The organism is Mesorhizobium sp. M0659 (assembly GCF_040320605.1).
Lineage (GTDB): Bacteria > Pseudomonadota > Alphaproteobacteria > Rhizobiales > Rhizobiaceae > Mesorhizobium.
On the sequence record NZ_JAMYPY010000004.1, the window covers coordinates 402,938 to 417,909 of the forward strand.

Sequence of the window (14,972 nt, forward strand, 5' to 3'; positions counted from 1 at the left end):
CCACGGGTTGAACTCTTCGTCCGGATTGCGCTCGCGAGCTCCATCCCTCGGGGGACTTCTTATGCCGACAACTTGCCGGCTGCGCCGCGACCGTATGCCTCCTGCTTGCCTCGCTGAAGCTTGTCAGGCCTTGTTCTTGTTGTAGACGTCGAAGATCACGGCGCCGAGCAGCACCAGGCCTTTGACCACCTGCTGCCAGTCGACATTGACGCCCATGATCGACATGCCGTTGTTCATCACGCCCATGATGAAGCCGCCGACGACCGCCCCGATAACCTGGCCGACGCCGCCCATCGCCGAGGCGCCGCCGATGAACACTGCGGCGATGACATCGAGCTCCGAGCCGAGACCCGCCGCCGGCACCGCCTGGCCGAGACGAGCCGCGATGATCAGGCCGCCAAGCGCCGACAGCACGCCCATATTGATGAACACCATCAGCGTCAGCCGCTCGGTGTTGATGCCCGACAGCTGCGCCGCCTTGGGATTGCCGCCCATGGCGTAGATGCGCCTCCCGATGGTCATGCGCTTGGTGACGAAGACGAACAGCGTGATCAGCACGCCCATGACCAGCAGCACCACGGGCAGGCCGCGGTAGCTGGCAAACTCATAGACCAGGAACAGCGCCAGCGCGCTGGCGACCAGCGTCTTGACGACGAACAGGGTGAAGGGCTCGGCCTCATAACCATGGCGTTCTCGTTTGCGCCGGGTGCGGACCCCGAAATAGGCATAGGCGAGCACGGCGATCAGCCCCAGCACGACCGTCGTCATGTGCAGGGTCACGCCGCTGCCCATGATGGTCTTGCCGGCTGCGTTCACGACCGGCGGGACGAGCGTCAGTGGGCCGATCACATCCGGGATGAAGCCGGAGCTGAGCATCTTGAAGTCGTCGGGAAGCGGACCCACCGACGAGCCGCCGCCAAGCAACGCCTGGCAAATGCCGCGGAAGATCAGCATGCCGGCCAGCGTGACAATGAAGCTCGGTATCCGGTGATAGGCGATCCAATACCCTTGCGCGGCGCCGATCAGGCCACCCGCGACCAGGCAGACGATCGAAACCACCAGCGGATTGCTCAGCGGTCCGAGCTGCCAGATAACCATCATGTTTGCCGCCAGCGCGCCGATGAAACCGGCGACCGATCCGACGCTGAGGTCGATATAGCCCGATACGATCACCAGCAGCATGCCGAGCGCCATCACGATGATGAAGGAGTTCTGCTGCACCAGATTGCTGAGATTGACCGGCTTGAACAACGTCCCCGACGTGGTGAACTGGAAGAACAGCATGATGACGATCAGCGCTATGATCAGCCCGTATTCGCGCAAATTCGTCGCCAGCGCCGAGACGGCGATGCGCGGGCGCTGTTCGTCGGCGACGTTGCCCTGCGGGGCGGGGGCGCTTTCGGTGCTCATGCTGCTTTTCCTTCTCCCCGGACGATGGCGCGCATTATCTTTTCCTGGCTTGCTTCCGCCGCCGGCATTTCGCCCACCATGCGCCCTTCGTTCATGACGTAGATGCGGTCGGTAATCCCTAGCAATTCCGGCATTTCCGACGAGATAACCACGATCGCCTTACCCTCCGAGGCAAGGCGCGCGATGATCGTGTAGATTTCATACTTGGCGCCGACATCGATGCCGCGTGTCGGCTCGTCGAGGATCAGCACGTCAGGGTCGGCAAACAACCATTTCGACAGCACCACCTTCTGCTGGTTGCCGCCGGAAAGATTGCCGGTCATCTGATAGACGCTGGACGCACGGATATTGGTCTTCTTGCGATAGTCGTTGGCGACCGCAAGTTCGCGCATGTCGTCGATTACGCTGTGGCGCGACACGCCGTCGAGATTGGCCAGCGTAATGTTATGCTTGATATGGTCGATGAGGTTCAGGCCGTAGGTCTTGCGGTCCTCGGTGACATAGGCGATGCCGTGTTGGACCGCCTTGCTTACCGAGGAGACATCCACCGGCTTGCCCTTGAGCAGCACTTCGCCGGTGATGCGGCGGCCATAGGAGCGGCCGAACAGGCTCATGGCGAATTCGGTGCGGCCGGCGCCCATCAGCCCGGCGATGCCGACCACCTCGCCCTTGCGCACATTGATGTCGATGCCCTTGATCACCTGCCGCTCGGCATGGAGCGGGTGATAGACCGACCAGTTTTTCACCTCGAACACGACTTCGCCGATCTTGGGCTCGCGCGGCGGATAGCGGTCGTCGAGCGAACGGCCGACCATCGAGGTGATGATGCGGTCTTCGGAGATATCCTTCTTGGCCAGCGTCTCGATGGTGCGCCCGTCACGGATGACGGTTACCTTGTCGGCGACCCGGTTGATCTCGTTGAGCTTGTGCGAGATCAGGATCGAGGTCATGCCTTGTCGCTTGAATTCGAGCAGAAGATCGAGCAGCGCCTGGCTGTCTTTCTCGCTGAGCGACGCGGTCGGCTCGTCGAGGATCAAAAGCTTGACGTCCTTGCTCAGCGCCTTGGCGATCTCGACCAGCTGCTGCTTGCCGACGCCGATATTGGTGATCAGTGTCTTGGGGTCCTCCTTGAGGCCCACCTTCTTCAACAGGGCAGCGGTGCGCGCCTCGTTGGCATCCCAGTCGATGACGCCGTATCGGGCGTTTTCGTTGCCGAGGAAGATATTTTCGGTGATCGACAGCATCGGCACCAGCGCTAGCTCCTGGTGGATGATGACGATGCCCTTGTGTTCGCTGTCATGGATACCTTTGAACTGGCATTCCTGACCCTGAAAAATGATCTGGCCGTCATATGTGCCGGCGGGATAGACGCCCGACAGAACTTTCATCAGCGTCGACTTGCCGGCGCCGTTCTCGCCAACCACGGCGTGGATCTCGCCTTCTTCGACGCTGAGGTTGACGTTCGACAGCGCCTTCACGCCGGGGAAGGTCTTGGTGATGTCGCGCATCTCCAAAATCGTCGTCATCAGGGCAAGCTCCTCCTGTTGCATGTCGCTCAAAAGTGCTTGCGGTTTGAGACAACGACATGCACGCAAATAAAGTCCGGTAGAAACAATACCGGGGTCGCTTGTGAACGGAAAGGGGTCCTGCGTCGCGCAGGACCCCTGTCTTTCTAAACGGATTACTTCAGTTCGTCGGCCTTGATGTAGCCGGAGTCGACGACCAGTGCCTGGTAGTTCGACTTGTCGACCTCATGCGGCGTCAAAAGGATCGAGGGGACGACCTTGACGTCGTTGTTGTAGGTCTTTTCATCGAGGCCGTCCGGCTTGCCGCCCGAGAGCACCTTGTCGACGAGTTCGACGGTGGCCTTGGCCAGTTCGCGGGTGTCCTTGAACACGGTCGAGTATTGCTCGCCCGTGATGATCAGCTTGACCGAAGCGGTCTCGGCGTCCTGGCCGGTCACGATCGGCCACGGCTGGGCGTCGGTGCCGTAACCCACGGCGCGCAGCGAAGCGGTGATGCCGCGCGACAGGCCGTCATAGGGCGAAAGAACGCCATCGACGCGGCTGCCGTCCGAGTAGTTGGCCGACAGAAGGTTGTCCATGCGCGCCTGGGCGGTCGCGGCGAGCCAGCGCAGCGTGCCGACCTTGTCCATGCCAGTCTGGCCGGACTTGATCTTGATCGAGCCGTCATCGATCAGCGGCTGCAGCACCGAGATTGCGCCGTTGTAGAAGAAGAAGGCGTTGTTGTCGTCCGGCGAGCCGCCGAACAGTTCGACGTTCCACGGCTTGGTGTTCGGGAAGCGCTCCTTGAGACCCTTGACCAGCGAGTTCGCCTGGATCACGCCGACGCCGAAATTGTCGAAGGTGGTGTAGTAATCGACATTGGCGGTCTTCTTGATCAGGCGGTCATAGGCGACGACGACGACGCCGGCGTCAGCGGCCTTCTGCAGCGCGTCCGACAGGGTGGTGCCGTCGATCGAAGCGATGATCAGCGCCTTCGGGCCCTTGGTGATTTCGTTTTCCAGCTGGCTGAGCTGGTTGGGGATGTCGTCCTGCGCGTACTGCAGGTCGACCGTGTAGCCGAGAGCTTCGAGCTGGGACTTGACGGCATCGCCGTCATTGATCCAGCGCTGCGAGGTCTTGGTCGGCATCAGCACGCCGACAAGACCCTTGTCGGCTGCGTGCGCCGAGTAGGTCATGGCAGCGATGCCAAGGGCCGCGACGGCGGCCAGTGTCTTGATGATTTTCACGTAAAACTCTCCCTGGTTGATGGACGCGACACCTCGGGGCTTCGCGGGCCGCGCAGTCGGGCGGATGCGCCAAAGCGCCGCCGCCGTCATAATCGATCTCCGGTATCCTCCCAATCGGCCCTCAGTCTTGATTTAAATCGATACGATTTTGCTCGTCATCGACCGTCAAGTCTTGAGGACGCGCGAAAGTGTGACCCTTTGCCATAACTGTCAAATGCGATCTTCGGTGGTTGCTATACCAAAACCGGTATATGACTAAACCGGGCTGGAACAGTGGCGGAAGCGGGAAAAGGCATGGCGGCTTTACGAGGTCCTCAGGGAATTTCAAGCGGTTACGATGAATTGCCGGGCGATGGCGAGACACTTCTGCGTAGCGGCTTGAGCCTGCGTCACATGCGCATGATCGCAGCACTCGACGATCACGGTCGGGTGAGTGCTGCCGCCCAGGTGATGAACATCTCGCAGCCGGCGGCCTCGCGCATGATTTCCGAGATGGAAGCGGTGCTCGAGGTGAAGCTCTGCGAAAGGCTGCCGCGCGGCATCACACTCACCCCTTACGGCAAGGCGCTGGCCCGGCGCGCGCGCTCGATCCTGCTCGAAATGCGCGAGGCCGACCGCGAAATATCGGAGCTCAAGGCCGGCAAGGGCGGCTCGGTGTTCCTTGGCGCGGTGACGGCGCCGGCGATCGAACTGGCGGTCCCGGCGATCCGCGAGATACGCCGCCTCTATCCGCGCATCGAGATTACCATGCAGGTCGAGACGTCGAATGTGCTGGCGCGCGAACTGATCGCCACGCGCCATGATTTCATCATCGCCCGTGTCCCCGAAGACCTCAATCCGCGCCTGTTCGAATCGCGCGTCATCGGCGTCGAGAAGGCCTGCCTGATCGTGCGCCGAGGCCACCCGCTGAGCAACGGCCATCCTCTAAACAATGGGAAGGCGGTGAGGCTGGAGGACACCGCCGCCTTCGACTGGGTGTTCCAGTCGGGCGGGTCGCCGCTGCGCCAGGCGATGGAGAGCAATTTCCTGAACCGCAACATCGCCCTGCCGGACCGCATCCTCAACACCTCGTCGCTGCTGCTCACACTGGTCATGGTGGCGCAGTCCGACGCCATCGCCCCGGTGTCGATCCAGGTGGCAAAATTCATCCAGAACCCCGACGGTCTCGCCGGCGCCATCGATGTCGTCCAGACCGAGTTCGACATCGAGGTCCGCCCCTACAGCCTGATCACGGTGAAGAACCGCGTGCTGTCGCCGGCAGCCAAGATGCTGCACGATTTTATCTTGCGGGAAGTGGGATAGGAACTGGAGCGGGTAGAGGGAATCGAACCCTCGCGTTCAGCTTGGGAAGCTGACAAGCTACCATTACATCATACCCGCGTCGGCCTCTCGATATCATGATGGGCGTGCTTCGGGCAATCGCCCTTGGACAGCTGTTCGGAAACGGCTGTTGGAAACCCGACCGATTGCGCCGTCCGCCCGCCTTGATGCGGGCGCAGCAAGTGCGTATTCGTGGGTTTGTACCCCGAATCCGGGCACACCAATCTGGAGGCAGGCCCCTTGTCCACAGTGACGCGCTTTCTCGGTGACTCGCCCGTCAGGGTGATCGTCAAGCTGCTGGTCGTGTCGTTCCTGGTCGGCCTGGTCATGAATGCGTTCGGCTGGACGCCGATGGACGTCTTCTACCGCATCCAGGGTTTCTTCATCGATCTTTGGAACCTCGGCTTCAACGCGGTCTATCGCTTCTTGGGCTATATCCTGCTCGGCGCCGCGATCGTCGTGCCGGTGTTCATCCTGCTCAGGCTCGCGAACTACCGGAAGTGAAGCGGACCACGATCCCGAAAAGTGGAAACCGGTTTTCGGAAAAGATTGTGCTCAAACCAAAGGCCACTCAGGCAAAGTCCGACGCCACCTCGAACAGGATGGCGTGGCGCGCCGCGAGCGCTGCGACATCGGTCGAATAGCCGCCGCCGATGACACCGCAGACCGGGATGCCCAGCGCGCGGAAATGACCGATCACCATGGCGTCGCGGGCACGCACGCCGTCATCGCTGAGCGATAGCCGGCCGAGCCGGTCCTCGGCATGCACGTCGACACCGGCATTGTAGAAGACGATGTCCCAGTGCGCCTTGGCCGAGAGCTCCGGCAGGAGGACACCCAGCCGTTCGAGATAGGCGCCATCGCCGGTGCCGTCCGGCAGGGCAACGTCGAGATCGGAGGCAATCTTGCGCACCGGATAATTGCGCTCGCCATGCATGGAAAAGGTGAACGCGCGTGGCTCGTCTTTCAGGATGTCCGCGGTGCCGTCGCCCTGATGCACATCGAGATCGACGATCAGGATGTTTTTCACCGCGTCTTCGGCTAGCAGCACCAGCGAAGCGACGGCAACATCGTTGAAGGTGCAGAAGCCCGCGCCTTGCGCGCGCCGCGCATGGTGGCTGCCGCCGGCGCTGTTGCAGGCAATGCCATCGATAAGCGCCAGTCGCGCCGCCAGCACCGTGCCGCCGGCGGCGAGTTGCGCCCTGAGCGAAACGCGCGGTCCCACGGGAAAGCCGATCTCGCGCTCGATCTTTTCAGGCACTGAACACGTGATGACCTGGTCGACATAATCAGCCGCATGGGCGAGCTTCAGCCAGGAGGCCGGCGCCGGCTCGGGCATCGACAGCGCCCCCGCATGGATCAGACCCCTGATATGCAAGGCCTGCATCAGCAGCGGATATTTGCTCATCGGAAAGCGATGATTGACGGCGAAGCCGGCATCGTAGTCGGGATGATGGACGATCTGCAGGGGCATGGCTAAAGCAATTCCAGGAAAAGTGTGCAGCGGTTTTCCCGGGAGAAGCGCGTAGCGCTTCCCCTTGGGAATTGCTTAAAACCAGTACTCGGATCCGGCGGGCTCGCGCCAGAAGAACATTTCGGTTGGCCGTCACGGCAAGAGTGATTGCGCGGTGGCCGGAAAATGGGGCACATCGGCTGTTCGATCAAGCCGCAATCAGCAAGGCAGCAGTCCCCTGGACACGGGTGCAATCCCAGCCGACGCGAGACCCTTCGCCGTCACCAACCGTTCGGTGCTCGCCATCGCCGTGCCGATGACGCTCGCCTATCTGACGACGCCGCTGCTCGGCATCGTCGACACGGCGGTGGTCGGGCAGTTCGGCGATGCCGCCCTGCTCGGCGGCCTGGCGGCCGGGGCGCTGGTCTTCGACGTGGTCTTCAGCACCTTCAATTTCCTGCGCTCCGGTACCACCGGCCTCGTCGCCCAGGCGTTTGGGCGCGGCGACGAACTGGAGGAGCAGGCGGTGTTCTGGCGCGCCGTGCTGATCGCGGTCGCCGCCGGCATCGTGCTTGTCGTCCTTGCGCCGCTGATTGCCATCGCCGGCCAGAAATTCATCGGCGGCGAAGCGCGCGTCGGCGAGGCGATGGGCGTCTATATCCACATCAGAATGCTCGCCGCCCCCTTCACGCTGATCAACTACGCCATCCTCGGCTATGTCCTTGGACGCGGCGAGGGCGGGCTTGGGCTGATGCTGCAGGCGGTGCTCAACGGCATCAACATCGTGCTTTGCATCCTGCTCGGCCTGAAGCTTGGCTGGGGCGTCGCCGGCGTGGCCTGGGCGACCGTCACCGGCGAATGTCTGGCCATGCTGCTGGGTCTCGCCATCGTTGTCTGGCGCTTCCGGGCCGCACCCCGCCTGCCGCGGCATCGCCTGCTCGACATGCCCGCTTTCCTGCGCATGCTGTCGCTCAACCGCGATATCATGATCCGCTCGTTCTCGCTGCTCGCCGCTTTCGCGCTGTTCACCCGCCAGGGCGCGCAGTTCGGCACGCTGACGCTGGCCGCCAATGCCGTGCTGATGAACTTCTTCCTCGTCGCCGGCTATTTTCTCGACGGTTTCGCCACCGCGGCCGAACAGTTGGCGGGACGCGCGATCGGCGCACGTGCCGAGACGGCGTTCCGCCGGGCGGTACGTCTGACCTTATTCTGGGGGTTCGGCCTCGCCGGAACCGCCACGCTGATCTTCTGGCTCGGCGGCGCCGGCCTGATTTCGTTGATCACCACGTCGCCGGATGTTCGTGCTGTTGCCGACATCTATCTGCCGTGGGCGGCACTGACACCGCTGAGCGGCGTGCTGGCCTTCCAGATGGACGGCGTCTTCATCGGCGCCACTTGGTCGCGCGACATGCGCAACATGATGCTGGTGTCGTTCCTGGCCTTCAGCGCCGCATTGTTCAGCTTGGCGCCGTCTCTCGGCAATCACGGCCTGTGGGCGGCGCTGCACGTTTTCCTGCTGGTGCGCGGCTTCAGCCTGCTGGCCATCCTGCGGCTCCGGTTGCGCACGGCGTTTTAGAGCGGCCTGGCAGCCCACTGATCGAGCTGGCTGTCGCGCAGTTCGCGCAATGATTTCAGCCGCTCCTTGTCGGCAAATCGCACCATCCCGGCAAGGATGCGCCCCGGCAGCGCCGGCCCGGCATAGATCATGCCGGTGTAGAGCTGGACGAGATCGGCGCCGGCGCGGATTTTTTCCAGCGCGGCATCAGTGGAATCGACGCCGCCGACGCCGATAATGGCGCGCTCCGGCCCGAGCAGCCGACGCATCTTGGCCAGCACGACGGTCGAGCGCTCGAACAGCGGTTTTCCCGAGAGCCCGCCGGTCTCGCTGGTGGTGTTACGCAATCCCGTTCGCGCCAGCGTCGTGTTGGAGACGATGACGCCGTCGATCTGCTTCTCGCTGACTTCGGCGGCGATGTCTTCAAGCTCGGCCTCGACCAGATCGGGCGCGATCTTGAGGAAGAGGGGCGGCTGCGCCGAAGCTGCTGCACGCACCGACATGACCCGAGACAACAGTTCGCCGAGCTGTTCGCGCGCCTGCATGGTGCGCAGGCCGGGCGTGTTGGGCGACGAGATGTTGACGGTGAGATAGCTGGCGTATTTCGCAAAGCGGGAAACGCCCAACTCATAGTCACGGACACGATCGGCGCTGTCCTTGTTGGCGCCGATGTTGACGCCGACCATGCCGACGCGTCCCTTGCGCGCGGCAAGGCGCATCTCGGCCGCTTCGTGGCCCCCATTGTTAAAACCCAGCCGGTTGATCACCGCGTCATCCTGGGTCAGCCGGAAGATGCGCGGCTTCGGATTGCCCGCTTGCGGCAGCGGCGTCACGGTACCGACTTCGGCAAAGCCGAAGCCGAGCCCAAGCAGCGCGTCCGGTACCTCGGCGTTCTTGTCGTAGCCGGCGGCCATGCCGAGCGGATTGGGAAAGGCGATGCCACAGAGGCTGACCTTCAACCTATCGTCGCGCACCACCCGTGCGCCGACCGGCAGACCGCATCGCAGCGCCGCGATCGACATGCCATGCGCCGTTTCAGGGTCGAAGGTGAACAGCAGTTTCTGGCCGATGCGGTCGAACACGCTCATTCGGCCTCCAGCGCCGGAAACTGGTGCGGGCCGTCGGCGCCGAGCGGCAATGGCCGCACCCACAGCACGGCGGTCATTTCGAGCACGCCATAGAGATGCGGAAACAGCGCGCCGCCGCGCGAGACCTCGTATTTCAGCGCGTCACCGAGCAGCGCCCCGTCGATGGCGATCAGCAGCAAATCCGTCTGGCCGGCGAAATGCTTCGCTGCCGTCTCCTTGGCCTGATCAGCGGTGGAGAAATGGATGAAGCCGTCGGCGATGTCGATCGGAGCCCCGGTGAAGCGGCCGTTTTTCTCGGCTTCGCGCCAAAGCGCTTCGGGCGCGATCTTGTAGATAATCTGAGACATTGTTGCGCTATAATCCGAACCGATCATGCGGGGAAGGGCAACTCGTCCGCATTTACGGCGCAAAGCTGTGATAGGTTGCGCACACTGGCACGTGGAGGATGGAACATGCGTCTGCAGCACATACTGATCCCCGCCGCACTGGTCTCGCTGGTCGCGGCATCGGCCTGGTCGGAGGAGGCCGACCACTACCGGCTGGAAAAATCGGCCAACGGCTATGTCCGCATGGACACCCGGACCGGCGCCATGTCGATCTGCGAGGAGCGCTCCGGCCAGCTCGTCTGCATGATGGCGGCCGACGAACGCGCCGCCTTCCAGGACGAGGTCGAGCGTTTGCAGGCCTCGATGAAGGCCATGGACGAACGCGTCGCCAGGTTGGAGAATTCGCTGTCGGCCCGTCTCGAGTCGAAATTGCCGAGCGAAGAGGATTTCGACAAGACGATGAGCTATATGGAGCGCATGCTGCGTGGCTTCATGGGCATCGTCAAGGAGATGGACAAGGACAATGGCGACGGCGCCAAGCTCAACTCGCAAAAGACCTGAGCTGCCCGGCGCAAAGTGCCGTCCGGCCATTGCCGCTTGAAAACAAAGCGCTTCGCCGCATAATCGTCCGATCCCGTAAAAGCCGTCAATCGGTAACGAAGTTTGGGCAACAACGGGATTTGGGGAGGAACATTTGCCGTCGGGCTACACCTTCGTCATTGCCGACGACCATCCGCTGTTCCGCGGCGCCTTGAAAGAGGCGCTTGCCGGCGTCGGCGATGTCGCCGCCATTCACGAGGCCGGCGATTTCGAAAGCGCCAAGGCCCTGGTCGTGGCCAATGAGGATGTCGACCTGGTGCTGCTCGACCTGTCGATGCCGGGCGCCAGCGGCCTGTCCGGTCTGATCGCGTTGCGCGGCATCCACCCGGCGGTGCCGCTGGTGGTGGTGTCGGCGCACGACGACCCGGTGACCATCCGGCGCGCGCTCGATCTCGGCGCATCCGGCTTCATCTCCAAATCGGCCAGTATGGAGGAAATCCGCAGCGCTGTGCAATCGGTGCTGGCAGGCGATATCGCAGCCCCCGTCGGCATCGACCTCGGCGTCGAGCGCGACCCGGAAATATCGGACCTGATCAAGCGGCTGCAGGCGCTGACACCGCAGCAGACGCGTGTCCTCGGCATGCTGGCCGAAGGCCTGCTCAACAAGCAGATCGCGTACGAACTCAGCGTCTCCGAAGCGACGGTCAAGGCGCATGTCTCGGCCATCCTGCAGAAGCTCGGCGTCGACAGCCGCACCCAGGCGGTGATCCAGCTGTCCAAGATCGGCAGCGATCCGTTGCAGCCAGCAGGCTAAAGCGCATCGCGCTGAACGGATTCATGCGACCCGCTTTAGCTCTTGTTCGATGCATGTCGTGGTCCCAGAACCGGGGCACACTTCTGGGCGACATGCATTGAACCCTACTCGGCCGCCGATGCCAGCGGCCTGACCCTTGCCATCATCGAACGCAGCACCGCCGGCTTCAGCGGCTTGTTGATCACCGGCACGTCGAGCGCGGCGGCAGCGGCACGGACCTCGGTGGAGCGGTCGGCGGTGACCAGCACGGCCGGCAGGTCGGAACCATGGATGTCACGCAGGCGGGCGATGATGTCGAGGCCGCTTCTGCCATCGAGATGATAGTCGGCAAGCACGATGTCGGGACGATCGGCCTTGGCGAAATCCTCCGAACCCGAAAACGTGCCGATGCTGCAGCCCCAGCCCTCGAGCAGAAGCCGCATGCCGTCGAGGATGCGGGCGTCGTTGTCGATGCACATGACGCGCAGGCCGGCCAGCGAATTCGCGGTGCGGGCAGGCGCCTTCGGCTCGACCTCGCGCCGCGGCGCCTCAACCGCCGCAACCGGCAGGATAACGGAAAAGCGCGTACCCTTGCCGGGGTTGGAAAAGATCTGGATTTCGAGCCGCAGCACCCGCGCGATGCGGTCGACGATGGACAGGCCAAGGCCGAGACCTTCGGCCTCGCGCACGCCTTCGTCCAGCCGGGTGAACTCGTTGAAGACCGTGTTCAGCTTGTCGCCGGCAATGCCGATGCCAGTGTCGATCACCTGGATCTCGGCGAGTTCGCCGCGCCGTCGCACACCGACCAGGATGCGGCCATGCCGGGTGTATTTGATGGCGTTGGAGACCAGGTTCTGGATCAACCGGCGCAGCAAGTTGCGGTCCGTCATCACGCCGAGCGACGAGGCCATGATCTTCAGATCGAGTTTCTTTTCGGCGGCGAGCGGCTGGAAGTCGTTGCCGATCTGGCGCAGCAGCCCGTCCAGGCGGAAGGCACTGTCGTCTGGTTTCATTGCGCCGGCGTCGAGGCGGGAAATGTCGAGCACGGCGCCCAGGATCGTCTCGACCGATTCGAGCGAGGATTCGATGTTGATAGCAGCCTCCCCGGCCGGGCCCTTGCCGGCCTTTTCGATCAGCGACGAGCAGTAGAGACGGGCGGCGTTCAGCGGCTGCAGGATGTCGTGGCCGGCGGCGGCGAGGAAGCGCGTCTTGCCCAAATTGGCCTCCTCGGCCAGCATCTGCGCCTGCGCCAACTCCTCATTGACCCGGGTCAACTCCTCGTTGACCCTAGTCAGTTCGATGGTACGCGTCTTGACCCGCTGCTCCAGCGATTCATTGGCCCGCTTCAGCGCCAAATCCTGTTCGACGCGTCCTGATATGTCGGCATAGGTGGCAACGATGCCACCGTCCGGCATCGGGTTGGAACGCAGTTCGAGGATTCGGCCACTGGTCGTCAACTCCATCTGCCATGGGCTGACGAAGCTGGTCAGCCGGTTGAGCATCGCCACGCGCTGGTCGGCCGGGATATCGCCGCGCTCGGCGAGGTGGCGCAGGATGCGGTCGAGCGAGACGCCGACCTGGCCCATCTCGTCGGGCAGGTCGAACAGCGCGCGATATTGTCTGTTCCAGCAGATCAGGCGGAAATCGCGGTCGAAGACGGTAATGCCCTGTTCCATCTGGTCGAGCGCGATCTGCAACAGGTCGCGATTGTGCTGCAGCGCTTCGGTGGCGTCGTCGAGCAGGCGGAAGGCATCTTTTGAGTCGCGGTCGTTGCGGCGAAACAGCAGCGACAGGATCAGCCGCGCCGACGACGAGCCGACCGCGCTCGCCAGCAGCTGCTCGGAGAAACGGATGACGTCCATGCTGGCCTGCTCATTGCCGTGCAACGAGACGCCAGTGCTCTTTTCGAAGGACTGGAAGGAGCGCTCGGTACGCTCGACGCCGAGGTAGCGCGAGATGGCGTCCTTCAGCACGTTGACCGTGATGGCGGTGCGGAAGCGGCGCAGGCTGGGCATCGGGCCGGATTCGCGCGGCACGAAGATCGACGCCTGGATCCGCTCCAGCGGCACTGACGCGCGCGACAGCGAGCCGAGGACAAAAAACAGCGTGTTGACCGACAGGCTCCACAGCACGCCGTGGTTCAACGGTTCGGCGACGGTGCCGAACAGAGCCTGCGGCCGCAGCGCCTCGAAACCGAACAACCCCTGCACGACGATGTCCGCGTCGGCTGCCGAGAGCGACGGCAAAAGCAGCGTATAGCCCCAGACGAGGATGCCGGCGACCATGCCAAGGGCCGCGCCGCGGCCATTGGCGCCGCGCCAGATCAGCCCGCCGATCAGCGCCGGCGCGAATTGGGCGATTGCCGCGAACGACATCAGGCCGATCGACGACAGCCGCGCCGAATTGGTGCTTTCGCGGTAGTAGAGGAAGGCAATGAACAACAGGATGAAGATGGCGCCGCGCCGCACGTTGAGGATCAGCGTCGACCAATCCTCATTCTCCGAGGTCGTGGTCTTGAGCAGGCGGCGCACGAACAGCGGGATGACGAGGTCGTTGGAGATCATGATCGACAGCGCCACGCTTTCGACGATCACCATGGCGGTCGCCGCCGACAGCCCACCGATGAAGGCGGCCATGGCGAGGAAGTCATGGCCGCCGAACAAGGGCAGCGCCAGCACATAGAGGTCACTGGTGGTTTTGGTGCCGACCAGCGCCAGGCCGGCGAAGGCGATCGGCAGCACGAACAGGTTTATCGCTACGAGATAGAGCGGGAACACCCAGGTCGCGGTGCGCAGTTCGGCCTCGCCGCGGTTCTCGACGATGGTGACGTAGAACTGGCGCGGCAGCATGATGATGGCAAAGCCGCTCAGGCAAGTCAGCACCAGCCAGGTGGCGAGCGAGGTGTCGTAGCCCATGGCCTGCCGCACCTGGCTGTTTTCGGCCAGCTTGTCGATCATGTCGCCCGGGCCGCCGAAGATCAGGAAGGTGACCATCAGGCCGATCGCCAGGAAGGCGGCGAGCTTGACCACGGTTTCGACCGCCACCGCCAGCACCAGCCCGTCCTGGTGCTCGGTGGCGTCGGCATGGCGGGTGCCGAACAGCACCGCAAACAGCGCCAAGAGCATGGCCACCACCAGCGAGATGTCGCTGACGAAGGGATCGAAGGAGGGCGGCGATCCCGTATAATGCTCGACCATCAGGCCGACCGAACCGGAGATCGCCTTCAATTGCAGTGCGATATAGGGCACCGCGCCGATGGTGGCGATCAGCGTGGCGATCGCCGAGACGGCAAAGCTCTTGCCGTAGCGCGCGCCGAGGAAGTCGGCGATCGAGGTGATCTTCTCGCTCTTGGCCAGCCGCACGATGCGATTGAGCAGCGGAAAGCCGAACACGAACACCAGCACCGGGCCGGTATAGATGCCGAGAAATTCGAGGCCGCGCTCGGAGGACAGGCCGACCGAGCCGAAAAAGGTCCAGGAGGTGCAGTAGATGGCGAGGCTGAGTGCATAGATGAAGGGCCGGGCGTGGCCGGGTCCCGACGCCGTCGACCGCCGGTCGCCAAGGCTGGCGATGGCGAACAGCAGCGTCACATAGGCGACGGCAATGATGACGATGAACCAGCCCTGCACGGCCCGAAAATCCTCCTCGGCCAGCTTTCACCCCGGCCTGCCCAGAGGCAATCACAGCTCTAAGGTCAAGTCCATCGCGGCTTTCCGGCGCATAGCCGCGACGCCG

Annotated in this window: 12 protein-coding genes and 1 tRNA gene; 5 read left to right on the plus strand and 8 right to left on the minus strand. The window is 63.3% G+C overall.

Annotated elements, in window-relative coordinates; all coding sequences use genetic code 11:
- Window positions 1-123: 123 nt before the first annotated feature.
- The 3 genes from mmsB to chvE form a co-directional block, all read right to left on the minus strand.
- Window positions 124-1,410: a multiple monosaccharide ABC transporter permease gene (gene mmsB / locus NKI31_RS09530; protein ID WP_023669637.1), complete on the minus strand. Its 1,287-nt coding sequence runs from the start codon at window positions 1,408-1,410 to the stop codon at window positions 124-126.
- Window positions 1,407-2,939: a multiple monosaccharide ABC transporter ATP-binding protein gene (gene mmsA / locus NKI31_RS09535; protein ID WP_027049369.1), complete on the minus strand. Its 1,533-nt coding sequence runs from the start codon at window positions 2,937-2,939 to the stop codon at window positions 1,407-1,409. Before mmsA ends, mmsB begins: the two co-directional genes overlap by 4 nt.
- 152 nt (window positions 2,940-3,091) lie before the next feature.
- Window positions 3,092-4,162 carry a multiple monosaccharide ABC transporter substrate-binding protein gene (gene chvE, locus NKI31_RS09540; protein WP_023681943.1) on the minus strand — a complete coding sequence of 357 codons (1,071 nt, stop codon included), beginning with the start codon at window positions 4,160-4,162 and terminating at the stop codon, window positions 3,092-3,094.
- 294 nt (window positions 4,163-4,456) lie between these two features.
- Between chvE and NKI31_RS09545 the strand changes: the two genes are divergently transcribed.
- Window positions 4,457-5,464 carry a LysR family transcriptional regulator gene (locus tag NKI31_RS09545; RefSeq protein ID WP_023681942.1) on the plus strand — a complete coding sequence of 336 codons (1,008 nt, stop codon included), beginning with the start codon at window positions 4,457-4,459 and terminating at the stop codon, window positions 5,462-5,464.
- A gap of 4 nt (window positions 5,465-5,468) precedes the next feature.
- On the opposite strand, the gene NKI31_RS09550 is transcribed toward NKI31_RS09545, so the two are convergent.
- A tRNA-Gly gene (locus NKI31_RS09550) sits at window positions 5,469-5,542 on the minus strand.
- Window positions 5,543-5,722: 180 nt separating this feature from the next.
- Between NKI31_RS09550 and NKI31_RS09555 the strand changes: the two genes are divergently transcribed.
- Entirely contained in the window at window positions 5,723-5,986 is a 264-nt protein-coding gene (locus NKI31_RS09555; protein ID WP_023696688.1) for a DUF6460 domain-containing protein, read from the plus strand.
- A gap of 67 nt (window positions 5,987-6,053) precedes the next feature.
- Here NKI31_RS09555 and NKI31_RS09560 read toward each other — a convergent pair whose 3' ends face one another.
- Entirely contained in the window at window positions 6,054-6,956 is a 903-nt protein-coding gene (locus NKI31_RS09560; RefSeq protein ID WP_023827396.1) for a histone deacetylase family protein, read from the minus strand.
- 217 nt (window positions 6,957-7,173) lie between these two features.
- Here NKI31_RS09560 and NKI31_RS09565 point away from each other — a divergent pair, with 217 nt between their 5' ends.
- Window positions 7,174-8,511 (plus strand): MATE family efflux transporter, encoded by a 1,338-nt coding sequence (locus NKI31_RS09565; RefSeq protein ID WP_023696686.1) that lies wholly within the window; start codon window positions 7,174-7,176, stop codon window positions 8,509-8,511.
- On the opposite strand, the gene NKI31_RS09570 is transcribed toward NKI31_RS09565, so the two are convergent.
- Window positions 8,508-9,578 (minus strand): quinone-dependent dihydroorotate dehydrogenase, encoded by a 1,071-nt coding sequence (locus NKI31_RS09570; RefSeq protein WP_352651351.1) that lies wholly within the window; start codon window positions 9,576-9,578, stop codon window positions 8,508-8,510. The two genes, NKI31_RS09565 and NKI31_RS09570, sit on opposite strands and share 4 nt — an antisense overlap.
- On the minus strand, window positions 9,575-9,925 hold the full coding sequence (locus tag NKI31_RS09575; protein WP_352651353.1) for a DUF952 domain-containing protein: 351 nt from the start codon (window positions 9,923-9,925) through the stop codon (window positions 9,575-9,577). The genes NKI31_RS09570 and NKI31_RS09575 overlap by 4 nt, the downstream gene beginning before the upstream one ends.
- Window positions 9,926-10,030: 105 nt before the next feature.
- Between NKI31_RS09575 and NKI31_RS09580 the strand changes: the two genes are divergently transcribed.
- Both NKI31_RS09580 and NKI31_RS09585 read left to right on the plus strand, forming a co-directional pair.
- Window positions 10,031-10,465, plus strand: coding sequence for a hypothetical protein (locus NKI31_RS09580; RefSeq protein ID WP_352651355.1), 435 nt, complete (start codon window positions 10,031-10,033; stop codon window positions 10,463-10,465).
- A gap of 133 nt (window positions 10,466-10,598) precedes the next feature.
- Window positions 10,599-11,258, plus strand: a complete 660-nt coding sequence (locus NKI31_RS09585) for a response regulator transcription factor (RefSeq protein ID WP_023715341.1) — start codon at window positions 10,599-10,601, stop codon at window positions 11,256-11,258.
- Between the two features lie 104 nt (window positions 11,259-11,362).
- Here the strand turns inward: NKI31_RS09585 and NKI31_RS09590 are convergent, their stop codons facing one another.
- The gene (locus NKI31_RS09590; RefSeq protein ID WP_352651357.1) at window positions 11,363-14,866 is read right to left on the minus strand and encodes a PAS domain-containing hybrid sensor histidine kinase/response regulator; all 3,504 of its coding nucleotides are present in this window, start codon (window positions 14,864-14,866) and stop codon (window positions 11,363-11,365) included.
- Between the last annotated feature and the right edge of the window lie 106 nt (window positions 14,867-14,972).